This is a genomic window from Salinadaptatus halalkaliphilus (assembly GCF_006543045.1).
Classification (GTDB): Archaea; Halobacteriota; Halobacteria; order Halobacteriales; family Natrialbaceae; genus Salinadaptatus; species Salinadaptatus halalkaliphilus.
The window spans coordinates 156,419-182,358 of sequence record NZ_RBZW01000021.1; the positions used below are offsets into that span (position 1 = coordinate 156,419).

26 protein-coding genes are annotated in these 25,940 nt (G+C 64.7%); 9 read left to right on the forward strand and 17 right to left on the reverse strand.

Going from position 1 to position 25,940, the window contains the following annotated elements; all coding sequences use genetic code 11:
* Positions 1 to 45: 45 nt before the first annotated feature.
* On the reverse strand, positions 46 to 1,131 hold the full coding sequence (locus tag D8Y22_RS08115; RefSeq protein ID WP_141464492.1) for a hypothetical protein: 1,086 nt from the start codon (positions 1,129 to 1,131) through the stop codon (positions 46 to 48).
* A 5-nt stretch (positions 1,132 to 1,136) separates the two neighbouring features.
* Positions 1,137 to 2,684, reverse strand: coding sequence for a glycerol kinase GlpK (glpK, locus tag D8Y22_RS08120; RefSeq protein WP_141464213.1), 1,548 nt, complete (start codon positions 2,682 to 2,684; stop codon positions 1,137 to 1,139).
* A gap of 367 nt (positions 2,685 to 3,051) precedes the next feature.
* On the opposite strand from glpK, the gene glpA reads away from it, so the two are divergent.
* The 5 genes from glpA to D8Y22_RS08145 all read left to right on the forward strand — a co-directional run bounded on the left by glpA (position 3,052) and on the right by D8Y22_RS08145 (position 10,743).
* Positions 3,052 to 4,728, forward strand: coding sequence for an anaerobic glycerol-3-phosphate dehydrogenase subunit GlpA (gene glpA, locus D8Y22_RS08125; protein ID WP_141464214.1), 1,677 nt, complete (start codon positions 3,052 to 3,054; stop codon positions 4,726 to 4,728).
* A gap of 1 nt (position 4,729) precedes the next feature.
* Positions 4,730 to 6,082, forward strand: coding sequence for a glycerol-3-phosphate dehydrogenase subunit GlpB (gene glpB, locus D8Y22_RS08130; protein WP_141464215.1), 1,353 nt, complete (start codon positions 4,730 to 4,732; stop codon positions 6,080 to 6,082).
* Positions 6,079 to 7,416 (forward strand): anaerobic glycerol-3-phosphate dehydrogenase subunit C, encoded by a 1,338-nt coding sequence (locus D8Y22_RS08135; protein ID WP_141464216.1) that lies wholly within the window; start codon positions 6,079 to 6,081, stop codon positions 7,414 to 7,416. Before glpB ends, D8Y22_RS08135 begins: the two co-directional genes overlap by 4 nt.
* On the forward strand, positions 7,413 to 8,579 hold the full coding sequence (locus D8Y22_RS08140) for a Cdc6/Cdc18 family protein (protein WP_141464217.1): 1,167 nt from the start codon (positions 7,413 to 7,415) through the stop codon (positions 8,577 to 8,579). Before D8Y22_RS08135 ends, D8Y22_RS08140 begins: the two co-directional genes overlap by 4 nt.
* A gap of 88 nt (positions 8,580 to 8,667) precedes the next feature.
* The gene (locus D8Y22_RS08145; RefSeq protein WP_141464218.1) at positions 8,668 to 10,743 is read left to right on the forward strand and encodes a hypothetical protein; all 2,076 of its coding nucleotides are present in this window, start codon (positions 8,668 to 8,670) and stop codon (positions 10,741 to 10,743) included.
* 45 nt (positions 10,744 to 10,788) lie between these two features.
* Here the strand turns inward: D8Y22_RS08145 and D8Y22_RS08150 are convergent, their stop codons facing one another.
* Positions 10,789 to 11,565 carry a CPBP family intramembrane glutamic endopeptidase gene (locus D8Y22_RS08150; RefSeq protein ID WP_141464219.1) on the reverse strand — a complete coding sequence of 259 codons (777 nt, stop codon included), beginning with the start codon at positions 11,563 to 11,565 and terminating at the stop codon, positions 10,789 to 10,791.
* A gap of 82 nt (positions 11,566 to 11,647) precedes the next feature.
* Positions 11,648 to 13,234, reverse strand: a complete 1,587-nt coding sequence (gene serA / locus D8Y22_RS08155; protein WP_141464220.1) for a phosphoglycerate dehydrogenase — start codon at positions 13,232 to 13,234, stop codon at positions 11,648 to 11,650.
* A 236-nt stretch (positions 13,235 to 13,470) separates the two neighbouring features.
* Here serA and hisA point away from each other — a divergent pair, with 236 nt between their 5' ends.
* Positions 13,471 to 14,202 (forward strand): 1-(5-phosphoribosyl)-5-[(5-phosphoribosylamino)methylideneamino]imidazole-4-carboxamide isomerase, encoded by a 732-nt coding sequence (hisA, locus tag D8Y22_RS08160; protein WP_141464221.1) that lies wholly within the window; start codon positions 13,471 to 13,473, stop codon positions 14,200 to 14,202.
* Between the two features lie 66 nt (positions 14,203 to 14,268).
* Here hisA and D8Y22_RS08165 read toward each other — a convergent pair whose 3' ends face one another.
* The 6 genes from D8Y22_RS08165 to D8Y22_RS08185 all read right to left on the reverse strand — a co-directional run bounded on the left by D8Y22_RS08165 (position 14,269) and on the right by D8Y22_RS08185 (position 17,879).
* Positions 14,269 to 14,943, reverse strand: a complete 675-nt coding sequence (locus D8Y22_RS08165) for a hypothetical protein (RefSeq protein WP_141464222.1) — start codon at positions 14,941 to 14,943, stop codon at positions 14,269 to 14,271.
* A gap of 264 nt (positions 14,944 to 15,207) precedes the next feature.
* A complete protein-coding gene (locus tag D8Y22_RS23130) occupies positions 15,208 to 15,342 on the reverse strand; it encodes a DUF7503 family protein (protein ID WP_281282384.1) in 135 nt (44 codons plus the stop codon).
* A gap of 280 nt (positions 15,343 to 15,622) precedes the next feature.
* Positions 15,623 to 15,907, reverse strand: coding sequence for a translation initiation factor eIF-1A (locus D8Y22_RS08170; RefSeq protein ID WP_141464223.1), 285 nt, complete (start codon positions 15,905 to 15,907; stop codon positions 15,623 to 15,625).
* A gap of 137 nt (positions 15,908 to 16,044) precedes the next feature.
* Complete coding sequence (locus D8Y22_RS08175; protein ID WP_141464493.1) at positions 16,045 to 16,557, reverse strand: YkgJ family cysteine cluster protein; 513 nt, start codon at positions 16,555 to 16,557, stop codon at positions 16,045 to 16,047.
* A gap of 259 nt (positions 16,558 to 16,816) precedes the next feature.
* The gene (locus D8Y22_RS08180; protein ID WP_141464224.1) at positions 16,817 to 17,089 is read right to left on the reverse strand and encodes a hypothetical protein; all 273 of its coding nucleotides are present in this window, start codon (positions 17,087 to 17,089) and stop codon (positions 16,817 to 16,819) included.
* A 64-nt stretch (positions 17,090 to 17,153) separates the two neighbouring features.
* On the reverse strand, positions 17,154 to 17,879 hold the full coding sequence (locus D8Y22_RS08185) for a fumarylacetoacetate hydrolase family protein (protein ID WP_141464225.1): 726 nt from the start codon (positions 17,877 to 17,879) through the stop codon (positions 17,154 to 17,156).
* A gap of 115 nt (positions 17,880 to 17,994) precedes the next feature.
* Between D8Y22_RS08185 and D8Y22_RS08190 the strand changes: the two genes are divergently transcribed.
* Positions 17,995 to 18,201, forward strand: coding sequence for a hypothetical protein (locus D8Y22_RS08190; protein ID WP_141464226.1), 207 nt, complete (start codon positions 17,995 to 17,997; stop codon positions 18,199 to 18,201).
* 45 nt (positions 18,202 to 18,246) lie between these two features.
* Here the strand turns inward: D8Y22_RS08190 and D8Y22_RS08195 are convergent, their stop codons facing one another.
* From D8Y22_RS08195 to D8Y22_RS08220, 6 genes are all read right to left on the reverse strand, one after another.
* Positions 18,247 to 19,356, reverse strand: a complete 1,110-nt coding sequence (locus tag D8Y22_RS08195; RefSeq protein WP_141464227.1) for an amidohydrolase family protein — start codon at positions 19,354 to 19,356, stop codon at positions 18,247 to 18,249.
* A gap of 194 nt (positions 19,357 to 19,550) precedes the next feature.
* On the reverse strand, positions 19,551 to 20,450 hold the full coding sequence (gene gnd / locus D8Y22_RS08200; RefSeq protein WP_141464228.1) for a phosphogluconate dehydrogenase (NAD(+)-dependent, decarboxylating): 900 nt from the start codon (positions 20,448 to 20,450) through the stop codon (positions 19,551 to 19,553).
* A gap of 45 nt (positions 20,451 to 20,495) precedes the next feature.
* Positions 20,496 to 20,930, reverse strand: coding sequence for a hypothetical protein (locus D8Y22_RS08205; protein ID WP_141464229.1), 435 nt, complete (start codon positions 20,928 to 20,930; stop codon positions 20,496 to 20,498).
* A 115-nt stretch (positions 20,931 to 21,045) separates the two neighbouring features.
* Complete coding sequence (locus D8Y22_RS08210; protein ID WP_141464230.1) at positions 21,046 to 21,510, reverse strand: CopD family protein; 465 nt, start codon at positions 21,508 to 21,510, stop codon at positions 21,046 to 21,048.
* A 107-nt stretch (positions 21,511 to 21,617) separates the two neighbouring features.
* The gene (locus D8Y22_RS08215) at positions 21,618 to 22,172 is read right to left on the reverse strand and encodes a metal-dependent hydrolase (RefSeq protein ID WP_141464231.1); all 555 of its coding nucleotides are present in this window, start codon (positions 22,170 to 22,172) and stop codon (positions 21,618 to 21,620) included.
* 9 nt (positions 22,173 to 22,181) lie between these two features.
* Complete coding sequence (locus D8Y22_RS08220; RefSeq protein WP_141464232.1) at positions 22,182 to 22,664, reverse strand: deoxyuridine 5'-triphosphate nucleotidohydrolase; 483 nt, start codon at positions 22,662 to 22,664, stop codon at positions 22,182 to 22,184.
* 161 nt (positions 22,665 to 22,825) lie between these two features.
* Here D8Y22_RS08220 and D8Y22_RS08225 point away from each other — a divergent pair, with 161 nt between their 5' ends.
* The gene (locus tag D8Y22_RS08225) at positions 22,826 to 24,793 is read left to right on the forward strand and encodes an aconitate hydratase (RefSeq protein ID WP_141464233.1); all 1,968 of its coding nucleotides are present in this window, start codon (positions 22,826 to 22,828) and stop codon (positions 24,791 to 24,793) included.
* A gap of 159 nt (positions 24,794 to 24,952) precedes the next feature.
* On the opposite strand, the gene D8Y22_RS08230 is transcribed toward D8Y22_RS08225, so the two are convergent.
* Positions 24,953 to 25,243 (reverse strand): YgaP family membrane protein, encoded by a 291-nt coding sequence (locus D8Y22_RS08230; RefSeq protein WP_342781894.1) that lies wholly within the window; start codon positions 25,241 to 25,243, stop codon positions 24,953 to 24,955.
* 35 nt (positions 25,244 to 25,278) lie between these two features.
* On the opposite strand from D8Y22_RS08230, the gene D8Y22_RS08235 reads away from it, so the two are divergent.
* Positions 25,279 to 25,935 (forward strand): helix-turn-helix domain-containing protein, encoded by a 657-nt coding sequence (locus D8Y22_RS08235; RefSeq protein ID WP_141464234.1) that lies wholly within the window; start codon positions 25,279 to 25,281, stop codon positions 25,933 to 25,935.
* Positions 25,936 to 25,940: the final 5 nt, after the last annotated feature.

Below are 25,940 nucleotides of genomic sequence, written 5' to 3' on the forward strand. Positions count from 1 at the left end.
CAGCTACCGAGCGAGAAGCGCCATTAACGAAACGCGTGGGTCCGATCAGAGCGTCGGGACCCACGAGGCGTCCGGAAAGATCCCCGCGAAGTACATGACTGCGACGAGGAAGGTTCCGAAAACGATCGCGGCTGCGGGCGGGTCGACGTGGGTGTCCCCGTGGGCGTAGAAGACCCGCTGGAACAGCTCACCAAACAGTGCACAGAGCACGCCGAAGACGAGCGCGACGATCAACGCGCCGGACTCGCCGAGACCGGCGATGACGGCGTCGCCCTCTGCCATCACGGCCAGGGCCGCCGTTCCCGCGGGAAGCGTGATGTGGTGGGTTACCGGCACCCTCTCGACGCCGAGATTCAGGAAGAGCAGCGACGCGGCGCTGATACCGAAGCCGAGAAACGCGCTCCCGGTCGCGATCGCGATCCAGCCGCCGAGAATCCCCACGAACGCGCCCAGCGTGGCCACGTTGGCCCACGTGTACTGGTGGGGAAGCCACGGTTCGACGGCGAGTCGACCCCCTGGCGCGACAGCCCTCTCGGAATCGGGTCGGATGACCTCGCCGCCGTCGGCTCGAGCCCTCGAGTGACCGCCGTCGGTGGCCGTTCGACGCTCCTCGCGCTCGAACGGCGACATATCGAGGACGTTGCTCCCCCGGATCGTCCCGATGATGCTGTAACCCAGGATGAGCCGGTGGAAGATCGCCGAGAGCACGACGCCCATCGCGATGGGGTCGTACGGCAGCGCGAGCGTGTCGAAGGCGACCTGCAGCCACCAGCCAAGCAGGCCGAAGGCCGCGCCGACGGCGAGCACGTCGGGTTTCGTCCCCAGCGCCTGCGCGATATTCTTAGCCTGGTGGTAGTCGTACTCGAACCCGTCCATGTACCCCCTTCGGGCGGCGTAGGCGGTCGCAGCCACGCCGCCGGCGAAGCTCACCGCCGGGGAAAAGGCCGGGCCGAACGCGATTCCGTTCGTAATCTGGGCGTACTCCTCGCCGCCGACAAGCACCGCGGCCTCCCCGGCGATCACCATGAACCCGGTGAAGACGAACGCGGGTAGTGGGCCGAGCGCCGCTCCGAACGCGCCACCGCCGAGCGCGGCGATGATCTCCGGGAGACTCGAGAGCGCGTCGACCAGCGCGTTCATTCGCCGTCTCCCCCGTCGGTGGCCCACCCCAGTGAACACTCGACGGCGTCGGTCCAGCGCTCGTAGCGGGCGTCGGCGCGCTCGCTGTCCATCTCGGGCTCGAACTCACGGTCGACCTGCCAGTTGTCACGTAGTTCCGCGAGATCGTTCCAGTAACCGACGGCCAGGCCAGCGGCGTAGGCCGAGCCAAGTGCCGTCGTCTCGTCGACGACCGGGCGGACGATATCCGAGCCGATGATATCGGACTGCAACTGACAGAGGTAGTTGTTCTTGACCGCGCCGCCGTCGACCTTGAGCGAGCGCATGTCGATTCCCGCGTCGGCTTCCATCGCCTCGGCGACGTCTCGGGTCTGGTAGGCGATCGATTCCAGCGTGGCCCGAACCAAATGTTCCTTGCGGGTGCCACGGGTCATCCCGACGATGGTTCCGCGGGCGCGTTGATCCCAGTGGGGCGCACCCAGTCCGGTGAAGGCGGGAACGACGTAGACGCCGTCGGTCGAGTCGACGCTGCGAGCGAGGTCGGCCGTCTCGGCCGGATCGTCGATCAGATCGACATCCTCTAACCACTCGATAGCCGCCCCGGTGACGAAGATCGAGCCCTCCAGTGCATACTGTACCGGTTCGCCCGAGCGCTGAAAGCCGATGGTCGTCAGGAGACCGTGGTCGCTCGCAACGGCCTCGTTGCCGGTGTTCATCAAAAAGAACGAGCCGGTGCCGTAGGTGTTCTTGGCGTCGCCGGCGTCGAAACAGGTCTGGCCGAACAGCGCGGCCTGCTGGTCGCCCAACGCCCCGGCGACGGGAACTTCGGCCTCGAGAAAGCCCTCCGGATCGGTCGTCCCGTAGGTTTCCTCGTCGCTCGAGGGTCTGACCTCGGGCAACATCGCACGCGGGATCGAGAACTCTTCGAGGAGGTCGTCGTCCCACGCCAGCTCGTGGATGTTGTATAGCATTGTCCGCGAGGCGTTGGTGACCTCGGTGACGTGCTCGCCGGTGAGGTTGTAGATCAGCCAGCTATCGATGGTCCCGAAGAGGACGTCGCCGCGCTCGGCCCGATCGCGCACGTCGTCGGGTCGCGACCGTTCCATCTTGATTGGATCCCCTTCCTCTAAGAGCCACTCGGCTTTCGTCGCCGAGAAGTAGGCGTCGGCCTCGAGGCCGGTCTTCTCGCGGATCTCCTCGACCTTGTCCTCGGCCTCGAGTGCCTCGATGCGTTCGGTGGTCCGTCGATCCTGCCAGACGATGGCGTCGTGAATCGGCCGACCGGAGTCGACGTCCCACAGCACCGTCGTCTCGCGCTGGTTGGTCACGCCGATGGCCTCGAGCTGGTCGGGAGCGATCCCGGCCTGGCCGAGTGCCTGCGTGATGACGGCTTTCGTGTTCTCCCAGATCTCCATCGGGTCGTGCTCGACCCAGCCGGGCTCCGGGTAGTACTGTTCGTGCTTCTCGTAGGCGTTTGCGACGACCTGGCCACCGTGGTCGAACACGATGAATCGCGTCCCGGTGGTTCCCTGGTCGACGGCGCCGACGTACGTGGTATCTGTCACTGGTCACACCCCGTCTATCACGCAACTCTTTATCGTCGATTGCGTGGTACTGGTAAACAACTATTACTATCATTATAAATGTTTCCTAGTGAACGAGTAATAGATACGGAAATTCGACTGTAACTGAACCGCTTCACGTCGGGCGCGTAGCGGAGACGGCTCTTATCGCCGCCGTGCGGCCGCTACCGGTCATGGTCGATCCTGGGTTGGCGGCGATGGCCATCCTCGAGGCGTCGGCCGAGGACCGCGTCCGTGGCCGGATCGATCGCTAATGGCCGACTGCGGGTGGACCGTCCGTGATTTCTTATGGGTGTTGCTCCGCCGGCGATAAAATAAAGGATGGTGGGACCGAGGTACCGGTAACGGGATGGCAACGGACACCGAGGTCCTCGTACTCGGCGGCGGCTCGACCGGCTGTGGCATCGCCCGCGATCTGGCGATGCGCGGTCTCGAGGTGACGCTCGTCGAACGGGGCAATCTGACCGACGGGACGACCGGCCGCATGCACGGCCTCCTCCACAGCGGCGGGCGCTACGCCGTCTCCGATCAGGCGAGTGCGACGGAGTGTATCGAGGAAAACGAGATTCTCCGGGACATCGCGGGCCACTGCGTCGAAGAGACCGGCGGCCTGTTCGTCCAGCTACCCGACGATTCGGACGACTACTTCCGAGAAAAACTCGAGGGCTGTCGCGACTGTAACATTCCGGCCCGGGTGCTCTCCGGACGGGAGGCCCGCGAGATCGAACCCTATCTCACACCGGATATCGAGCGCGCGATCGAGGTCCCCGACGGTGCGGTCGACCCCTTCCGACTCTGTGTGGCCAACGCCGTCGACGCCGAGGCCCACGGCGCGCGCATCGAGACCCACGCCGAGGTGATCGACCTCCTGCGTGACGGCGCGGATGTCTACGGCGTCGACGTACGTCACGACTCCGGACCGGGCAAACGCCGACACGCAGCGCCCGGTTCGACCGAGGAGATCACCGCAGAGTACGTCGTCAACGCGACGGGCGCGTGGGCCGGCCAGATCGCGGCGATGGCCGACCTTGAGGTCGCGGTGCGGCCCTCCAAGGGCGTGATGACGATCATGAACGTCCGGCAGGTCGACACCGTGATCAATCGCTGTCGGCCGAAAGGCGACGCCGACATCGTCGTCCCCCACGAGACGACCGCCATCCTCGGCACCACGGACGAGGAAGTCTCGGATCCCGACGACTACCCCGAGGCGCAGTGGGAGGTCGATCAGGTGATCGACACCCTCGCGGACCTCGTTCCGATTCTCGAGGAGGCCCGAACGATCCGCTCGTTCTGGGGCGTCCGCCCGCTGTACGAACCGCCGGGGACCGCCACGCAGGATCCCACCGATATCACGCGGGACTTCTTCTTGCTCGATCACGCCGAGCGCGACGGCGTCTCGGGGCTGTCGAGTATCGTCGGCGGGAAGTTCACCACCTACCGCGCGATGGCCGAGGAGATCAGCGACCACGTCTGTGGGAAACTCGGCGTCGACGCGACCTGTGCGACCGCCGAGGAACCCCTGCCCGGCAGCGAGAACCTCGCCGTCCTCGAGGACGGTATGGACGAGTTCGGGCTGCGCTCGCCGGTCGCCCGCCGGAGCAAACAGCGACTGGGGAGCCGGGCGAGCGACGTCCTCGAGACCGACGACGCGAACCCCGTGCTCTGTGCCTGCGAGGGCGTCACCCGCGCCGAAGTGCGGGACGCCATCCAGCAGTCGGGCACCGACTTAAACGCCGTCCGCATCCGCACGCGGGCCTCGATGGGCAACTGTCAGGGCGGCTTTTGCTCGCAACTGCTGGCGACCGAACTCCACCCCGAGTACGACGAGGCGACGGCGCGGTCGGCGCTCGACGAACTGTTTCAGGAGCGCTGGAAGGGCCAGCGCCACGCCCTCTGGGGCGAGCAACTCTCCCAGGCGATGGTCACCTACGCGTTGCACGCGACGACCATGAATCGGGACCGCGACCCCGCGGCGAGCGATGGGTCGCTCGAGTACGGAGCCTTCGACGACGGGGAGGTGCGCTGAGGTGGCGATTTCCGACGACGTGCTTGTGATCGGCGGCGGCCTCGCGGGGGCGATGGCAGCCCTCGCCGCGGCCGAGCGCGACGTTCGGGTTCGACTCGTCACGTACAAACAGTCGACGCTGCGCCAGGCCAGCGGGCTGATCGACGTGCTCGGGTACGCGCCCGACGGCGACGGTCCGCTCGTCGACCCCTTCGAGGCGCTCGAGGGGCTTCCGACGGGCCACCCCTACGAGCGCGTCGGCAGCGAGGCCGTTCGGGAGGCCCTCGCGTTCTTCGACGAGGTGGCTGGCGACGCCTACGTCGGCGATCACACCGATGCCAACGCGCTCGTCCCGACCCACGGCGGCACGGTCAAACCGACCGCACGCTACCCGACCGCGACGGCCGCGGGGCTGGCCAGTGACAACCGAGACGCCCTGCTCGTGGGCTTCGAGACGCTGCCCGACTTCGACGGCCCACTGGCCGCGAGCCATCTCGCAGCCGCCGGCGTCCCCTTCGACGCACGCGGTGTTACCCTCTCGTTCCCCGGAATCGAGCGCGACGACGCGAAGGTAACCCGCTACGCCCACCTGCTCGAGCGCGACGAAGCCGTCTCGGTCGACGACAGCGCGGCGACGGTGGGGGCCCGCGACGCACTCGCCGAGAGCGTCGACGAGCACCTCGAGGGCGAACCCCGCGTCGGCTTCCCCGCGATCCTGGGCGACGAGCGAGCCGACGAGGTCCGCACTGCGCTCGGCGAGGGTCTCGGCGTCGACGTCTTCGAGGTCCCGATGGGCCCGCCGAGCCTGCCCGGGATGCGCCTCTCGGACCTGCTGTACGACGCTCTCGAGGATGCGGGTGTCCGAGTCACGTCGGGGGTGCCGGTGGTCGACTACGAGGTCGATCCTCGAGGGTCAAGCGACACGCCAGCCGACCCTTCGGCGGCAAAAACGAGCGACGACCCAGCGCGCGGGCGCATCGACCACGTCGTCGTCGACCGCAACGGCGCCGAGGTTCCCCACCGCGCCGACCAGTACGTCCTCGCGACGGGCGGCCTGGTCGGCAAGGGCGTCCGCTCGGACCGCGAGGGGGTTCGCGAACCGATCTTCGACTGTCACGTCCCCCACCCCGAGGATCGATACGACTGGTTCGTCGACGGCGTCTTCGGCGACCAGCCCTACGCCCGCTTCGGGCTGGACGTCGACCGCGAGCTTCGACCGCTCGAGACCGACTCGAGGCCGACGTTTTCGAACCTGCGGGCGGCGGGAGCGGTGCTTGGCGGCTACGATTTTGCAGCTGAAAAGTCCGGATCGGGCGTCTCGCTCGCGACGGGCTACGTCGCGGGTCGGCGTGCGAGCACGGCGGTGATTCGATGAGCGAGACAGACCACCCACCAGACGACGGCGCGACCGAGGACCGCTCGAGCGACGAGTTCGAACCGATTCAGGTATTCCCAGAGGCCGAAGCGATGGACCTCCGGCCGGGCGCGGACAACTGTTACAAGTGCTCGACCTGCGACACGAACTGTCCCGTCGCCGAGGTCGACGACGAGTTTCCCGGGCCGAAGTTCCAGGGCCCCGAGCAGTGGCGTCTGAAGCGTCAGGACGACCACGATGTCGACGAGTCGGTGATGAAGTGCTCGAACTGTATGCGCTGTGATAGCGCTTGTCCCTCCGAGGTCCCGCTCTCGCAGATGCACAACACGGCTCGCGGGGAGTACATCGAAGAGCGCATGAGCAGATTCTCGAGGGAGTACCTCCGCAACCGGCTGCTCGCGAACTATCGACGGCTCGCCCCGCTCGCGGCGACGTTCCCCCGGACGGCCAACTTCGTGATGGGACTGTCGGTCACGCAGTGGCTCGGCGAGAAGACCCTCGGTATCACGAGCGAGCGGGAGTTACCCGACTTCGCGACGGAGACCTTTCGGGAGTGGTGGACAGAGCGAGGTGGGCCAGCAGTAGAGAGCGAGGCGAAGCAAATTGCGTACTTCCACGGCTGCTACGCCAACTACAACACGCCCGAGGTCGCGAAAGCACTCGTGCGCGTCTACGAGCACTTCGGCTACGAGATCATGATCCCCGAGCAGGACTGTTCGGGGACGCCGATGTTCGCAAACGGCATGCTCGAGGACGCCCGTCGAGCGGCCGAGACCAACGTCGCCGAACTCGCCGCCGCGCTCGAAGATGGCGCCGATATCGTCGCCTCCTGTAGCTCCTGTTCGATGTCGATCCGTCAGGAGTACCCCGAACTGTTCGACTTCGAGGGCACCGCCGAGGTCGCCGCCAACACCTGGGACGCCCTCGAGTACCTACGGGTCCACGAAGATCTCGAGGCCGAACTCGCGGACGCCTCACTCGAGGGCGACGAGTACGACGAGTTTGCCTATCACGCGCCCTGCCACGCCCGTAACCAGGGACTGGACGGCCAGACGGTCGACGTGCTCGAGGCGATCGACGGCGTCGAGGCCGAGGATGTCGGCGACTCCTGTTCGGGCATTTCCGGCACCTACGGCTGGAAGGCCGAGAATTACGAAACATCGATGAAGATCGGGGCAGCAATGTTCGAACACATGGAGGGAGCCGAGGCCGAGCAGGGGCTGACCGAGTGTCCGACCTGCTCGATGCAGATGGGACACGGAACCGGCTACGAGATCACCCATACCCTCGAGATACTCGAGGCCGCGCTCGTCGGTGACGCCGGAGCGGCATGAACGTTCGCGATCGAATCGCCAGGCGACAGTCTGCCCATCAACACGGTGGGATCGTCGTCGACCGGGAGCAGTTGAGTCCGGTCGTCCACCGACAGGACCCGATCGGTCGGGACTCCATCTTCGAGCAGCTACTCGACGCCCTCGAGGCGGTGTTCGACGGCGGGTTACCCGAGCCGGTCACCGTCGTCGGGCCGGCAGGGTCGGGGACGTCTGCGATCGTCACGGCGCTGTTCGACGCGTTGAACGATCGGTTTGGCGCGCCGAGTCGGTCGATCGGCACGACGACGCGAGCGGGTCGAACCGAGCCCGTGACCTGGTTCGTCACGGTCGACGGCCGGCGCGTCGAGAGTGCCTTTGCGTTCTACCGGGCGGTTCTATCGGTGCTCTCGACGGATCCCGTTCCCGAAAGCGGCATCGGAACCGGCGATCTCGAGACACGACTCGCGAGCCGTCTCGAGCGCCACGGTCGCCGGGCGGTCGTCGCGATCGACCACCACGACGAACCCGAGACGCTCGGCTACGATCGCGTGTGTGACCTCCTCGAGCCGGTCGGAGACAGCGTTTCGACCGTCGCCGTCGGCCGCGGCGAGCCCGACGACTGGAGCGGGACGACGGTTCGAGTACCCGCCTATCGCGAGCACGAACTCGTCGACGTGCTCACGGACCGCGTCTCGACCGGGCTGGCGGCGGGAACGGTCGAACACGAGACGATTCGGGAACTCGCGATGTGGGCCGAGGGCAACGCCCACGACGCGCTGGCGGCGCTGTTTACGGCGGCCGTGAGTGCCGACGCCGGGGGTGCCGATCGGATCGACGAGAGCCACGTCGATCAGGCGGTAGCAGCCGTCCCCGACGACGGTGTCCACGTCGCTCGCCCCCTTGCACTGCCCGAGACGCGCCAGCAGGTGCTTGGAAAATTAGTCGCGATCGAACGGGCGGATCGGCCGATTCGCGAGGTCGCCGACGAGATCGCCGACCGGTCGTCGCTGACGACGGGGACGGTTACACGGTTCCTGTACGAGCTTGCCGACCGGGGTATCCTCGAGCGAGTGACGTTACAACAGACTGGCAACGGCCGTCGACCGAGCACCGTCGAGGCGCGATTTCCGTCGGTCGTCTTCCGCTCGCTCAGTTCGGCCGTCGACACCGAGCCATCGCCGTAGTACGCTCTGGACGAGAGAGTCACACGATGAGCCGATACGACCATTTTTGGTGGTACACACGAAACAGAGAGGTAGCCGTCGACGCACCATGACGATCACCCTCGAGGAGACGAGCGACCCGCCCGGGCTCGAGATTCACGACTCGATCGAGCAACGGCGACTGTGCCTCGAGACCGCAGGCGCTATCAGTGCGGAATCGGCCGACACGGAGCCGTTTTGCTTCCCGCTGGATACCGCTTGTCGTTTCGAAACCAGCAAACTCGTCCTCGATCAGTTGTGTTCCGTGACCGTCCACGACGAGACGGGACGGACCGAAGCCAGCCTCGATACCGGTGAAACGGCCACACTCGAGGAGCGGCCACAGTTCGTCGGGTTGAGCGGCCCGATCAAACTCTACTGTCGGATCGAGACGGCTGGCCAGATCGACGTCGGACTCACCTCGATTCGGCTCTCGTTCGATCGGGCGCCGACGATCGAACTCGGCGCCAGGTCGTTACACGACCGCCCGGTCGAGACGATCACGACATCGCCGGATCCCGACTCAATGATGGAGGCGATTTCCGCGATTCCCTCGGCGCTGAAAACGACCTCACCCGAGCGAACGTGGCCGACGCTGCGTGGCCATCCGCCGCTGATCGAACTCGGCGACCGCCTCGAGATACCCGACTCGATCGCGGGGAGAGAAAGCGAGATCGAACTCGTCGTCCCGTCCGATCGGCTCTCGGTCTATCAGGTGGCACCGCTTGCGTTCTTCCTCGGGGCAACGATCCAACCGGGTGCCGAACCGCGAGTAGAAACCCCCCACTTCGAGCAGTCACTGACGACGACGGGCTCACTGGAAGATGATGTCGCTCGACTGCTCCAGCGGTGTTTCTTCCTCGATTGTCTGGTCAGAACCGAGGGCGTCTTTCAGTACGATATCGCCGAACGGTCGGCGCTCGAGGCCGACCTCCCATTCGATCTCCCAGCGGTCTACGACGCGTCGCTGTCCGAGCGGATCGCGCAGTATCTCGAGGTACCCTACGAACGTCTCGAGCCGTTTCTTCCGCGGTGGCCCCTGACCGCCCACCTTCCGGCCGATCCAAACAGCGTCGAACTCGTGCCATACATCGTCAACGAGTTGGGGATCATTCGGGAAGCGCGTGGCTACCGACCGGCGACGGTGTCTCAGCCCGAGAGCACGGAGTCACAACTCGTGCGGTCAGGGACTGGCGTCCGAACGGCGTCGATAGACCGTTCGGAGACGCCGTTCGTCGTGCCCGCCGTCACCGACGAATCGGTCGAACACGCCTGGTTCGGCGCTGCCATCCCACAGGAGGCATCGAAAGCAACGATCGAAGCCTACCGCAATCAACTCGACCGCGACGAACGAAGCGAATCGATCGACATCCTGCTGGTCTGTAACGATGCCCGGATGATCGACGAACACGACCTGCTAGACGAAGCCTATGGGAATCGAGACGTGCTTCCGTTCGAGATTCACTCGGAGTTTGGCGTCGACACCGAGCGCCTCGCGACGCTGCTGACCGAGGGCAGCTACGACTTCGTCCACTACATCGGCCACGCGACCGAAGACGGCATCCGCTGTCCGGACGACGACCTCGACGTCAGAACGCTCGAGTCGGTCGATGTCGGCGTCTTCTTTCTCAACGCCTGTCGGTCCTACGAACAGGGGTTAGCACTGACCCGCCGTGGGGCGTTCGGCGGCGTCAGTACCTACGCCGATGTCATCAACGAAGACGCGATCGAAGCCGGCGAGACGATGGCTCGACTGCTCAATCGTGGCTTCCCGCTTCGGGGTGCCCTCGAGATCGCTCGAGAACAGTCGCCGCTTACCGAGCAGTATCTCATCGTCGGGGACGGCTCCGCGGATATCGCCCAGTCCGATGGGGGTGCACCAATGGTGGTCGACCTCGAGGAAGGCACCGGCGACGAGTACGGTTTTGGCGTTCGTTCGTACTCGACTAAGGAGTTCAAACTCGGCTCGGTGACCGAATCGACGCTGGAATCGGTAACTGACAGACACATCACACCCGGCGCGATATCGGCGTCGACCGTCGACGCCGACTCCCTCCAGGAGTATCTGACTTGGACCGAATATCCGGTGTTACTCGCCGACGAACTCCGCTGGAACGACGGTGTCGGCCCACTGCGACTCGAGTGAGCGATCGGACGACAGCAACGACAGCAACAACTGCAACTACAACAACTACAACAACTGGAAGCCAAAGAGGACGGCGTTGTAGACCCCGTGGATCAGCATGACCAACACGATGTTTCGGTAGCGTTCGTAGATCGCGCCCAGAACCAACGAGAGTACGAAGACGACGACAAGCGAGACCAGCGCCGTCGAGATGGGGCCGGTAAGATACGCCAGGATGTGGATGGCGGCGAACAACACCGACGTCGTGACGATGGCACCCATCGAGCCGAACGCCGGACGCATGTAGTTCTGTATCAGGCCGCGAAACAGCAACTCTTCGACGGGGCCGATGAGCAGGATCGAAATGACCATCAGTGCCAGATAGTACGATGCGGCCGCATCCTCCTCGAAAAGAGTGTGTTCCGACGCCGGTACGCCAGCCGTCTCAGCGATCAGGCTCAGGCCGCTGGCGACGACCAGCAACACGAGGACGGAGCCGGCACCGACCAGTAGCTGTCGGTGCGTCGGCACGGCGATCCCGACGACTCGCTTTGGAATCCATCCAAGCGAGAACGAAATCGCTGCGGCGATGACCGTCCCGACGCCCATCAGCGCCGGCTCGGCCGCAAGCACGACGAGCATTCCCGGGCCGGTCAGAAACTCCTCGAGGGCGTCCATCGTCCCCGTCAGCAGGAGGGTCGCTGCGACGGCGATTCCGAGTGTCAGGAACGCGGCGACGAGGAAGACGTAGACGCCGGCGATGTAGCCGATCGAGCCGACGACGGCGACGAGCCGTGAGCGTTCGGGCTGGCGTTCTGGAGGATCGACGTTGGGGGACAGCATACATTGAAATCGTATGACAGGACCAATGAGTCTGGCGGTCTTTCGCAACCCGATACCAGCGGCCGATCGAGGTCGATAGCGCTCAGTTCTGACCGTTCAGCGTGATGTAGTCGACGCCGATGATCCGCCCGTCCTCGTTGAGTTCGGTTTTGGCCGCTTCAGGCACCTGACTGTCGACGTTGTAGACCGTCAGCGCTTCGCCGCCGTGGGCTTCGCGGGCGTTGAACATCCCGGCGATGTTGACGCCGTGTTTACCCATCACGGAGCCGATGAGGCCGATGACGCCCGGCTCGTCCGTGTTTCGCGTGACGACCATCTTGCCGTGGGGGATGGCGTCGACGCGGTAGCCGTCGACGCGGACGATCCGTGGATCGTCGCCGGCAAAGAGCGTCCCCTCGACGGTGATCTCGTCGTCGCCGTTACTGACGGTCACCGAGACGAGACTCTGGAAGTCCTCGGCCTGTCGCGTTTTAGATTCGGTGACTTCGACCCCGCGATCCTCCGCGATCTGTGGCGCGTTGACGGCGTTGACCTGCCACTCGAGGGGTTCGAAGACGCCCTTCAGTGCGCTGGCGGTGACGAACTCGACATCTTCGTCGACGATGTCGCCTTCGTAGGTGACCTCGACGCCCCCGATACGGCCCTCGAGGAGTTGTGCGGCGACCTTGCCGGCCGTCTCCGCGATGTCGATGTAGGGCTCGACGCGGGGGAACGCATTCTCGTCGATCGAGGGCGCGTTCAGTGCGTTGGCGACGGGTTCGTTGTTGATCGCGGCGACGACCTGTTCGGCGGTCGAGGTCGCGACGTTCTCCTGTGCCGCTTCGGTCGACGCGCCGAGGTGTGGCGTGACGATGACATCCTCGTGCTCGAGCAGCGGCGAGTCCGACGAGAGCGGTTCCTCGGCGAAGACGTCCAGCGCCGCACCCGCGAGGGTGCCGTCCTCGACTTTCGTAGCGAGTGCGTCCTCCTGGACGATGCCGCCGCGACCGACGTTGATCAGGTGGCCGCCCTCGAGGAGGTCGAGTTCCTCGGCCCCGATCATGCCCTCGGTTTCGGGGGTCAGCGGCGTGTGGATCGTCAGGAAGTCCGCGGCCTCGAGACAGGCCTCGAACTCGACGAGGTCGGCGCCGAGTCGACTGGCGCGTTCCTCGGAGATGTAGGGGTCGAACGCGACGATATCCATGCCCAGCGAGTCGAGTTTCTTCGCGACCTCCTGGCCGACGCGGCCCAGTCCGACGACGCCCAGCGTCTTGTCGTCGAGCTCGGCGCCGAGATAGTCGCTTTTGGCCCACTCGCCGTCTTTGAGGCGGATGTGTGCCTGCGGGATCGAGCGCGCGGTCGCGAACGTCATCGCGACGGTGTGTTCGGCGGCGGCGCGGACGTTGCCTTCCGGTGCGTTGGCGACGATGACGCCGTGGTCGGTCGCGGCGTCGATATCGATGTTGTCGACGCCGATCCCGGCTCGACCGACGATGACGAGATCTTCGGCAGCGTCGAGTACGTCTTCGGTGACTTCCGTCCCGGAGCGGACGATCAGCCCGTGGGCGTCCGATACCGCCTCGAGGAGTGCCTCGCCCTCGAGTTCGTAGCCTGTCTCGACCTCGTGGCCGGCGTCTTCGAGTACGTCCAGACCCGCATCAGCGATCGGATCCGTGACGAGTACCTTCATGCGCGAGACAATCGGGTCGAGGAGGTAAACCCTTCCGTTGTCGTCTCGCGGCGGCAAGACTGGCCGGATGTGCCCACTGCACCGGCATCGAACGGTCTCCCGGAGCAGACGAGCGGTCCTCGCCACCCTCGTCGCCGGGACAGCTGGTCCCGGCTGGTTCCACGATACGACCGAATCCCGAGTGGTGCCGGATGTGAAACGGTGGCTTTACGCGATCACTCACCGACCGACATCGCATGAGCCAGTTCCCGACGTTCGAGGTGATACCGGCGGTCGATCTGCAGGACGGCGAGGTCGTCCAGCTCGTCCAGGGCGAACGCGGTACCGAGAAGAGCTACGGCGACCCCGTCGAGGCCGCCCAACGCTGGATCGACGCCGGCGCGGAGTCACTGCATCTGGTGGATTTAGACGGCGCGTTCGAGGGCAATCGCAAGAACGGCGACGCGATCGACGCCGTCCTCGAGACCGTCGACGTGCCGACGCAACTTGGCGGCGGTATCCGGACTGCCGAGGACGCCCGTGATCTCCTCGAGCGCGGCGTCGACCGGGTCATCCTCGGGACGGCCGCGGTCGAGAACCCCGAGATCGTCGCCGAAATCAGCGAGACCCACCCCGACAGCGTCGTGGTCAGCCTCGACGCGAAAGACGGCGAAGTCGTCGTCGAGGGCTGGACCGAAGGCGCAGGCATCACACCCGTCGAAGCCGCCGAACGCTACGCGGACCTCGGCGCCGCTGCGATCCTCTTTACGAACGTCGACGTCGAGGGGAAACTCGAGGGCGTCGCCGCCGAACCAGTCCGCGACCTCGTCGAGGCGACCGATATCCCGGTGATCGCCAGCGGCGGCGTCGCCACCCTCGAGGATGTCCGTGCGCTCGACGATGCCGGCGCGGCGGCCGTCGTCGTCGGCAGTGCGCTGTACGAAGGACAGTTTACGCTCGCGGCGGCACGGGACGCGATCGACGGCTGATCGGATTCGGTGGGTCGCTGACGGTCCGGGTTTGGCATCGTGGTCTCGGCTGCTTCTCGGCTCGAGTTACGCCGCGGGCGCGAACCGCGGGGGATACATTCGGCTCGCGTAGATGATGAGCGGAACGCCGAGTACGGTTGGTCCGAGCCATCGAATCAGCGGCGGGACCATCGTCAGGTTGACCGTAATCGTGGCGGTCACGGTCGCGATGTAGGCCCCACCCATGAAACCGAGGTGCCAGTTGATCCACGGGGTGCGTTCGTCCGGTGGTGACCGAAACTCGAGCAGGGAGAACACGGCGAACCCGGCGCCGATCCCGCCGAAGACGGCCAGCGCTGGCGCGAGTCCGGGCGGACCGGTGACCGTTTGCCAGCCGCCGAAGACGATCATCAGGCCGCCGACGGCGACCATAGATCCGTGACCCGAGTAATCGATCAGTGTCGGTCCGGTCAATCCAGCCCGTCGACGGGCGATGACGCGGTAGCCGCCGAAGACGAGATAGCCGCTGAAAACGGCGATCGCCAACAGGAACCAGTTTGCGGTCCAGATCGCGAGCGGCACCGCCGTGACGACGACGACGGCCATCGCTATCGCGTACGCCTTCCCGGCGGCGTTGTGTCGTCGCCCGCCTTTCTTCGTTACCATCGCACCGAGTCCCGCAGCCAGCGCGAGGACTCCCGCGAAGACGTGTATCCAGAGCGTCGGGTCGGCGACCCACACGTCTGCGCCCGATTCGATCATTCGGTGAACACCCATCGCGTCCTCACGTTACTACGAACCACCGTCCGTCCGGTTCCGATCGCTCTCGTCCGTTCGACGTTCATGCGTTCGACCTGGGTGAACAATGCCGAATAGGCTTCCCCAACACGTTGGGGCCGCTCGACTGATGGAACGTTGGGACTGCAGTCGTGAACGGTCCGGACTCAGGTCGTTGGAACCGGTTGCGGCCGCTCGATCGGTTCGGGTCGGCGTCAGACGTAATCGGCGTAGAAAAGTGAAACGAACTTACGGACCAACCTGCGTCGAACTTCCGGCCACCACCGTGCCGGCCTGACTCAGCAGGAGCAGCAGGGTAAACAGCGCGCCGATCATTCGTGGGTTCTGTGCGAGGTAATCTTCCATGCTGTCTTTCGCGGACATTGCATTCCATTGGTTGTTTCCGTTGGAAATAAAATTATCTTATAGTTTCATATGGTTGTAAATATAATTGAATATTGCCGTAATTTGGTTAGAGATCGGGGACAGGAGAGTCAGGGACTGAGACGGTCCGTCATAAGTAGTTCGGCGTGATGACGCCCCGTGGCACGGTCGTGCTGGAAGTCGTTACAGCAACCCGTACGAGGAACGCGTTCGCTGCCAAAATAACGGTCAGTTAGACGAGAGAACGCACTCGACTACGACAACGGCACCCGCACTGGCGTTATTCGATGTGGCCTTCACGCCGAAGCTGGTCGGCGTCCTGGCTGGTGTAGCGCCACTCGATGGTCGCTTTCTCGTCTTGCCAGTCCCAGGGTTCGGCAACGACGATGTCGTCTTGCTCGATCCAGGTCCGATACTTCATTCGGCCGGGAATTCGACCGAGACGCTCTTCGCCGTCTGCACAGCGGAGTTGCACGTGGTTGCCACCGAGGTGTTCGGTGACGACGGCGAATACTTCGTCGTTGTTGGGCATACGGAGGTTCCGTCGCCCGGAGTTTTCTGTCACAGCTTACCTACGCTCGGGAATGATTTAAATTGTTGGTAAGCCGTGGTAACACACGACACAAAATCCAGTCCTCACGAAATCGGCGACAAGCGACGCCAACAGCGACAGTCAGCCGATCGGCAAAGGTGTTTCTCCCGCTACAGTTTTCGGTCGGAATCCGGATTCTCGAGGTCCCAGAGTAATTCCGGCAAGAACGCCTCGAGGTTGTCGATAACGCTGCGTTCGCTCACGTTCAACCCCTCGCAGTGCTCGTGGGCCGAGTCGCGGATGTCGACGTGGAGCCCGTCGTCCTCGAGCCAGACGCCGAGTGGAAAGACCGAACACCGCGTCGGCTTCCAGTCTTCCTCGAGATGCAGCGAGCAGAGGCCGTCCTCCCGGAGGAAGGCACACGCGGAACCGTCCTCGCCGACGTGGTCCTCGCGATCTTTCCCCTCGCGAGTGACGAACTTCTCGCCGCGAAACTCGGTCGTGTTCTCGGCGAGGTTCGCTCGCTGGGCGAGCTCTACGAGGTCGCGGTCGTACAGCAATACGCCGTGATGACAGCACCAGGTGCAGTCGTCGACGCACTCGAAAGTGAGGTCGGGGTCGAACTCGACGACGACCTCGCGGTCCGGGTAGACCTCGACGCGGCGCGGCCCTTCGGTACTCACGTCAGCGGGGAGGGGGCGCGTGCGGAAGTGTGTTTCTTCCTGTGGCTCGCGCGCGGCGACGACCACGTTCGCTCACGCCGGTGGCCGACGACCCGTTCGCTTCCGAGCGCACCACGCCTCGAGCGCCGACGGCCAGACGATTCGTCTCGCATAGCAGGTCGGACGGTCGCGACGTAAATAATCCGGCTGCGGGTGTGTAAGAGATGCACAAACGAGAGGGTGGCGACGGCCAAGAGACGCCGGCAGGAAATCCGGACGGCTACGACGCCGATAGCTCCGTCTCGGGCTCGTCGCCCGCCGCGCTGGCGAGACGGTACCGCTCGAGACACGCTCGCATCTCTTCTTCGGTCTCGAACGTGAGCAGTTTCATCGGCGTATCGCAGTAGTAGGTCTCCGCCTGGCGACGCAGCGCCATGTTCAACGACCGACCGAGAACCTCGACCTCGACGATGACGCGATTGCCCGCATCGAGTTCGCGAACGATCTCCCTGGAGGTGAGATCCTTTCGATTGATACGAAGTGTCTCGGTCATACCCGACACGACGGTCCGAGCGCGTAAGAAGGTACCACCACACTGGGACGTGTCGGCATTGCGCTCATCGCGCCGTCGGATCGACGACCGTATTCCGGAGCGTGCCGATCCCCTCGTAGGTGATCGCAACGTCGTCGCCGGGGTGGACGAGCCCGGGATTCGCGGGACTGCCGAACGCGATTACGTCGCCCGCCTCGAGGGTGAACCGGCGGGAGAGATACGAGACGACCTCGTAGGGGTCGAACAGCATGAGTTCGGTGGTGGCTTCCTGGCGGCGCTCGCCGGCGATGTCGGTGTGCATGTCGATCGCTCGCGGATCGAGGTCGGTCTCGAGCCAGGGGCCGAGCGGGCCCGATCCGTCGAAGGCCTTGCGGGCGGTGCGGCCCTGCTGGTCGAGGGCGTCGAGATCGTTCATGATGGTGTAGCCCCGGACGATGTCGGGGACATCGTCTTGGGCGACGTTTCGACACCGTTCGTCGATGACCGCGGCGAGTTCGCCGGCGTAGGTCAACTCCGACGTAAAATCGGGGTAGGGAATCGACTCGCCGTGGCCACACAGCGACGCCGGCGGCTTGATGAAGAAGTCGGGTTCCTCGGGCCGTTCGTACTCCATCTGCTCGAGCGTCTCGGCGTAGTTGCGGCCGACGCAGTACAGCGCACTCGGGGTCGCCGGCGGTAACAGTCGGCCGTCGGTTCCGACCTCGTACGCGCCGTCCTCGGCGTAGACGACGCCGTCCTCGTATCGTCCCGATACTGGTCCGTCGGTGCTCAACAGTCGTGCCTGGCGCATACGATCGGTCGTAACTCGAGGCTGTTAGCCGTGCCGATCTGAGTTCTGCCACGGCCCGACCGGGCGCTGCAAACGCAAGGCGACCCGTTTACCGCTTCCCGTCGTTTCCTCCGGTATGGCCACGACTGGTGCCCGCGACCGAACGGAGCTGTTCAAAAACGCCGGCGTCGTCACGACGCTGCTGGACGCCGCCATGGAGTTTGCGAAGGGACGACGAAAGAGCGCCGCGATGTTGCTCGGTGCTGCGGCCGTCTCCTCGCGGATCCCTGGCTTCGGAACGGCCGCCTCGATTCTGCTGCGGGCGTACAGACGACTCCGCTGACGCCTCTCTCGAACTGTTGCGACGTGTCTTTGTCTCGGACCGGTCTCAGCGGACCAGCCCCTCGAAGTTACGATACCGGATATCCGCCCACGCCTCGAGGTCGAGATCGTACTCCTCGAAGATGTCGAAGTGGGGGATCTCCTGCTCGGGAAAGAGATAGTCCGTCCCGAAGACCAGTTGCTCGTGATGCTCTGTGAGGAACTCCTGGGTAAACTCCTCGTCACGTGAGAGGGCGTTCCAGCCGGCTCCCGCGGAGATGTCGCCGTAGAGGTTGTCGTACTCGGCGAGGAGCTCCGGGACCCGTCCACCGGGTTCGACCGGTCCCTCGTGGGCGGGTCCCCGATCCATCGTGTCGACGTCGCCCGAGATGTGGATCCACCAGCCGTGGGCGTGTGCAACGAAGTCGACGTCTGGGAACGACGCCACCACGTCCTCGAGTCCGCGGAGTCCGATCTCGTCGGTCATCGCCGTCTCGTCGGTGTGAAAGAGGACGGGGAGCTCGTAGTCTGCACACAGTTCGTACAGCGTCGCGGCGTTTTCGTGGTCGATCGGGACCCCGGCTTTGAGTTCGCCGAAACCGGCCATCCCCTCCTCGAGGTAGCTCTCGAGGACTTCCTCGACAGTGTCGTCCTCGTAGGCCAGCGTTCGCGGATCGATCGTACAGAAGGGCACGAGCCGGTCGTCGTACTCGGCGGTCTCCTCGAGGATCCACCAGCTCGGTGTCTGTACCGGGTATGCTTCGGGGGACTCGAGTGCCTGAACGGCGGCGTAATCGACGTCGTTGTCGTCCATCCAGTCGACGAGGTGATCGACCGAGAGCGCGTCGTACCCTCGCGACGGCATGGGCGTGATGTGGACGTGGGCGTCGAACAGGGGGAGGTCGTCGATGTCGTCGGCCGCGTCGGGATCGGCGTTGGCCACGAGGGGTTCGTCGGAATCCGCCGACTCCGGCGTCGGTTCGTCCTGGATGTCGGAGAAACAGCCTGCGACGGTGGCCAGCGTGCCTGCACTCGCGGCTCCGAGAAACGTGCGTCGACGCGTCGCCGATCCGCCGACATCGTCGGTCCCAGCGACAGCCGTGTCGACTGTCGCGGCCGTCGGTCGATCGCTGTCGGCCGCCCCCGGACGACGCGAGACGGGAGGTGGTCGGTACATGCCTTCGAATGACACGGAGGGGCGTAAAATCCCCGACGACTGTAACGCCAGCCTACGATCGGTCGACGATCACGGTCGCCGTGGTTCGTCTCTCGAATTCCACCGTTGGCCACGGCACGACGTTGCTCGAGGAGGATTACCGAGAACACGTCCACGCCTCGGGTAACCCGCGATTCGATCGCAGTACGGCGAGATTACTCGCGTCGCGGGACCTCGTGGCGCCCGAAGCCGTACCGAAGCCGGTTGGCGAGTCGCCGCGAAAATCGGCCGTCGTCGGCCCGCGAGCCGAAGCGCTCGCCCAGCGCGGTGTAGATCAGCGGCAGCGGGACCTCCTGCTCGAGGCCCTCCTGGACGGTCCAGGTGCCGGTCGAGCCACCTTCGACGCGGTCGGCGACGGTTCCCAGATCCGTCCCCTCCTCGCGGAAGGCCTCCTCGCAGAGTTCCAGCAGCCACGAGCGGATGACCGCGCCGTTGTTCCAGACCGAGGCGACATCCTCGAGATCGAGGTCGTAACGACCCTCGTGGAGCAACTCGAAGCCTTCGCCGTAGGCCTGCATCAGCGCGTACTCGACGCCGTTGTGGACCATCTTGACGTAGTGGCCCGAGCCCGCAGGCCCCATGCGTTCGTGGCCCGCCGGCCCCGTCGCGACCGCGTCGAAGGCCGGCTCGAGTGCCTCGTAGGCCCACTCGGGCCCGCCGACCATCAGCGAGAAGCCCAGTTGCGCGCCCGCTGGCCCCCCGGAGGTGCCACAGTCGAGGTAGGCCCCCTCGCAGGTCTGGGCGCGTCGAACCGAGTCCTCGTAGTGGGAGTTCCCGCCGTCGACGACGACATCGTCGCCGTCGAGGTGGCCCTCGAGTTCGTCCAGGGTCGCGTCGACGGCCTCGCCGGCCGGCACCATCAGCCAGATGCGTTTGTCTTCGCCGAGTCGCTCGAGGAGATCGAGTATCGAATCGGCCGGTTCGGCGCCGGCGTCGGCCGCCGTCGCGACGGCTTCCGGCTCGAGGTCGAAGGCGACGACGTCGTGACCCGCCGCGAGCACGCGGTCGACGACGATCTGTCCCATACGTCCGAGTCCGATTACGCCCAGTTGCATACGACCCCCTCCGCGGGCGCGTGAGGTAGTGGTTGTGATTCCCCGTCAGTACACCGGCTCCTCGAGTCGGGCCCAGCCGATCGCATCGAGAACGACGATGCGATCACCGTACTGGACGTAGACGCCGTTGTACTCGCCGTCGTCACCGTCGTAGTAGGGCACCGAGTCGCGGACGGCGTCGACGATCGACCAGGCACCCTCGCGTTCGAGGGTGACGTGTTCCCACTCCTCGCGGGCGTTGTTCCGAACGGCGCGTGTAACCGCGCGGCGAACGCCCGGAATCTCCGACAGTCCCTGAGACGTTGCGTTTACGACCGTCGCGCCGTCGGGAATCTCGTGTCGACCGACGACGCGGGCACCGACGTCCGCCTTCGAGTGCGTGTCGCGGCCGTCCGTCCGACTCGAGCGCAGGACGTAGCCAGCGACTGCGGCTGCCCCGACCGCGAGCAGCGACACCGCCAGATCGTTCCGCCTGAGCATTAGCAAGTACCTTACAGTAACCGACTAAGTATCTTTCGCAAGAACGTCCGATTTCGATCGCTTCCCGTTCGAAACGTGCTGCATTTGTGGACTCGTTGACGGGACAATGCCACGATCACAAGCGACCGACGACGTTCGAGGTGATCGCGCCGGCGACGACGAGCAGTGCGATCGACACCACTGCGGCCACCCGGTACACCCCCAGTGCGTCGTTGGCGGGTTCGCGAAGCTTCTTGCCGTTGAGGCCCGACTGGAGTCGCTTTGCCCCGATTTCGACGAGTGCGGCCAAGGCCGCCCACAGCGCGAGCATCACGAGCACGAGCTGTCCGTTCGGCGACCCGAACAGGCTGTCGGCGGTGTATCGCGTCCCCGCGAGGTGGCCCCCGGTGAGAAACAGCACCAGGGCACTGACTCGCGAAATCGTCGTGAGCTTACTCGAGATGGCCTCGAGCGGTGCCGTCGCGTTGAACTGTCCGTCTCTGGCCAGTGGCAGTACGGCAAAGGCCACGAAACAGACGCTGCCCGCCCAGACGGCGGCAAATATCAGGTGAACCGTCTGCGAGAGAAACGAATCGACCATACGGATGGCTTGGACAGCGACGGTATCAGCGTTCCGACTTCCACCCGGCAGGTGCAAGCACCGCCTCGAGTGGTACCACCGGCTGTCGCTCGAGCTAGTTCCGGACGCTACTCAAGCCAGTCGGGTACCCACGAGACCATCCGTCGGCGGACGAGCGCGTAGCCGATCGAAACGGCAACGCCGACGAGCGCGAGCACCCTGACCCACCCCTCGAAGACCACGAGCGTCGGGATCGATAGCGCGACGGCCAGGGCGGCGTCTTCGGGAGCGCCGTCGTAACGGATCCATCGACGCGGGCGAATCCAGACGCCGCGCGCGTGGTCGTACACGGCGCGCTCGCTGCGATCGTTCCAGGGGTCCATCTCGGGGCCGCCACCGATGGCGTCGCTGGCGGCGTGAAGCCAGGCGGCGACCGCGACGGCCGCGACGGCCGCCGTGAGACTCGAGGGCGCGACGATCGCGAGCCCCACGGCGGGAACGACGATCGCGAGGCCGACCACCGGAAAGTGGAAGCTCCGGCGGTGCTCGAGGACGAGATCGATGTCGGGTGCGAGTCCGCCGAGGATCGCGCCGACCGCAAGCGGCGTCGCGAGGGTCGGCGCGGTGACGGCGACGGGTACGACGACGGCGAGCGCGGCGAAGACGTGCGTGGTCGCCATCATGCGGTTCGCTCACTCGAGGTTTTCGCCCTGATAACTCCCCTCGTAGACGTCGTCGTGGTTCGCCTCGGCGAGGACGAGTTGGGCGATACGTGCGCCGCGTTCGATCTCGATGTCGTGGTGGACCTGCAACAACCCCTCGCCGCGGCCCTCGTAACCGGCGTCCCAGACGGCCGTGTTGAGCATACAGGAGTTGCGCATCAGCGAGGAGCGTGGATAGACGAAGCCGACGTGCCCCTCTGGAATCTCGATGCGTTCGCCGTACCGGGCGACGTAGGCGCCCTGTGGCAGGTAGTAGGTGTCGGGAAACTTCTGTTCGAGTTCCTCGAGCGGGCGGGCGATCCGTTCGCCGATCTGTTTGCCGTCACGGCCGATACGGCCGGGTTCCAACTGTTCAAAGACGATATCCAGCGTGAGATCGACGCCGTTTGGCTGAATCTGGTCGTCGGTCGTCGGGGAAACGCACTCGCCGACGAACGCGCCGGAGCGGAACATACACTCTCTCGAGATGGCGTCGGCAAAAGCGTGTTCGTTCACGAACGGCCATTCGGCTGGCAAACGTTGCACGAACATCGCCGAATTGTCGAAATGGCAATGAACAACCCTCACAGAAACACGCTGGATTTATCAGGACGGACAGCCGAGATTCGGGTGCTATGGGACAAACTCTCACCGAAAAGATTCTCGACGACCACCTCGTCGAGGGCGAACTCGAGACCGGCGAGGAAATCGGGATCGAGATCGATCAGGTGCTGACTCAGGACACGACCGGCACGATGGTCTGGCTGCAGTTCGAAGCGATGGGACTGGAGGAAGTCCAGACCGAGATCGCAGCCCAGTACTGCGACCACCAGACCTACCAGTTCGACTTTAAGAATACTGACGACCACCGCTTCCTGCGTTCTGCAGCCGGCACCTACGGGGCTCACTTCTCTCGCCCCGGCAACGGTATCTGTCACAACGTCCACCGCGAGAACTTCGCCGCACCCGGCAAAACGCTGCTGGGGTCGGACAGCCACACCCCGACGCCCGGCGGGATCGGCGAACTCGCGATCGGCTCCGGCGGGATCGACGTCACCGTCGCGATGGGTGGCGCACCCTACTACATCGAGATGCCCGAGATCGTCAGCGTCCGCCTCGAGGGCGAACTCCCCGAGTGGGCCACCGCGAAAGACGTCATTCTCGAGCTCCTGCGACGCCTCAGCGTCAAGGGCGGCGTCGGCAAGATCCTCGAGTACACCGGCCCCGGCGTCGAGACGCTCACCGCGCCCGAGCGCATGACGATCACGAACATGGGCACGGAACTCGGCGCGACCACGTCGATCTTCCCGACCGACCACCAGACCGAGGACTACCTCGAACGGGTCGGCCGCGGCGACGAGTACGTCGAGCTCCAGCCCGACGACGACGCCGAGTACGACGACGAGATCGTCGTCGACCTCTCGGATCTCGAGCCGCTGATCGCCCAGCCATCGATGCCCGACAAGGTCGTCCCCGTCAGCGAGGTCGCGGGCGAGTCCGTCGAGCAGGTTATCGTCGGCTCCTGTACGAACGGCGGCTACGAGGACATCCTCCCCGTCGCCAAGATGCTCGAGGGTCGCGAGACCTCGATGGAGACCGAGACGATCGTCGCGCCCGGCTCCAAGCAGGCCTCCGAGATGCTCGCCCGCGAGGGCTGGGTCGCGGAGATGATGGCCGCCGGCGTCAACTTCTCTGAAGCGACGTGTGGTGCCTGTATCGGCATCGGCCACGTGCCAGCGTCGGACTCCGTCTCCCTGCGTACCTTCAACCGCAACTTCGAGGGTCGCTCCGGGATCGAAGACGACAACGTCTACCTCTGTTCGCCGGAGGTCGCCGCCGCCGCCTCGATCAAAGGCGAGATCGTCGACCCACGCGACCTCGAGGACGAAGTCGACGACCTTGAGGCGCCCGGCGTCGAGCTTCCCGACGAGTACGACGGCTCGAAGACGGACCTCATCAGTCCCGACGAAGCCGTCGATGACGAGCTCATCAAGGGGCCGAACATCGGCGACGTCCCGATTCGCGACCAGCTCAGCAGCGACGTCGAAGGCGAGGCCTTGCTCAAGATGGAGGACAACATCACGACCGACCACATCATCCCTGCAACGCAGGACATCCTGATGTACCGGTCGAACGTCCCCAAACTCTCCGAGTTCACCCTCAGCCGCGTCGACGACACCTTCGCCGAGCGCGCACTCGAGGCCGACGGCGGCTTCCTCGTCGCCGGCGAGAACTACGGGCAGGGCTCCTCGCGTGAACACGCCGCGCTCTGTCCGATGTATCTGGGCATCGAGGGCGTCCTCGCACAGAGCTTCGCCCGGATCCACCGCGCGAACCTCTTCAACTTCGGTATCGTCCCGCTGACGATCGACGAGGACACCTACGAGTCGATCGATCAGGGCGACGAGATCGAGATCGTCGACGACGTCTACGAGGCCGTCACCAGCGGTCAGGAAGAGTTTACCGTCCGTGTCGGCGGCGACGAGTACACCGCGACGCTGGACGCCTCCGAACGCGAACGCGACATCCTCGCCGCCGGTGGCAAGCTCGCCTGGACGAAAGAGCAGGCCGAAGACAGCGGTGCTGCAACCGCAGACGACTAAGCACGGTCGTCGATCAGACAATTTCGCTGAATCGAGGCGCTAAGCCTCCTTCCTCAGCGAGCGCCGAAGGCGCGAGCAAGAAGAGATACAGCGTTCACAAGGGCGAGCTCTTGTGTGCGAACGAGACGCGAAGCGTCTCGTCAACGCCCCATGAGTTTCTCACTCGTCCGCTGTCGTATCGATTCCGAACAGCCTATTTCCACCGCAGTATCCTATAACGGCGTTTTGTACGAATCCCAGCCCAACAATCCCGGCGATCACTGCAGTCGTTCGTTGCTTCGCCCGGTACGCCGAGATAGCGATTGCCACGAGCCAGATTCCGACGATTCCGCGAGCGATTCGTCCAGTTTGATCCAGATTTGTGTGCATGGATCGCGGTTCGTTCCGCAAGGACGAGTCACTGCTGCCGAATACTTCCGTTGGGTTTATATTCGCTGCTGGCCCCCCCATCGGTGCTTTTGTGTTATCACCGAGTTGTCCCAAATATGAAGCGGGTTCGAATCACGATATCGCCACCGGACGAGTATTTGCCCCCCGTTTACCGGCTTCTTACTCGAGAAGCGCCATACCTTTCGAACGTGCGGATCGTCAACTGGAACGTCGCCGACCCGCCTGTCGGATTCTTACTCTGGGTTCGTGGCGAATACCAACGGCTCGGTCGTGCGCTCGAGGAGGCCGTGAACGTCCGCGACGCTGAGTTGTTCCCGAACGGTGAGGACGAAGCGTACTGCTTTCTGGCCGCTGATCGATCTACCCCTGCCCGACTGTTGTTCGAGAACTTCACTCGCGACGATATCCTGACGATACCTCCGATCCAGTGTCACGATGATGGTAGCAGCACGTTCACGTTGATTGGAACGGACGCCGCGATTCAGGCCGCGGTCGAGGGTGTCCCTGCGGGAGTAGATGTCACGGTCGATGCCGTCGGAACGGGGCCGGTAGCCGATGAGACCGTCATCGGAGCGCTCTCGGCGAGACAGCGTGAGGCCGTCCGAGCCGCGGTCGCCGTTGGATACTTCGATAGCCCTCGTGGAGCGACTATCGAAGCCGTCGCGAACGAACTGAACTGTGCGACATCGACTGCCTCGGAACACTTACAGAAAGCCGAATCACGCGTGTTTTCGATGCTCGTTGCGGAGTAAGTTGT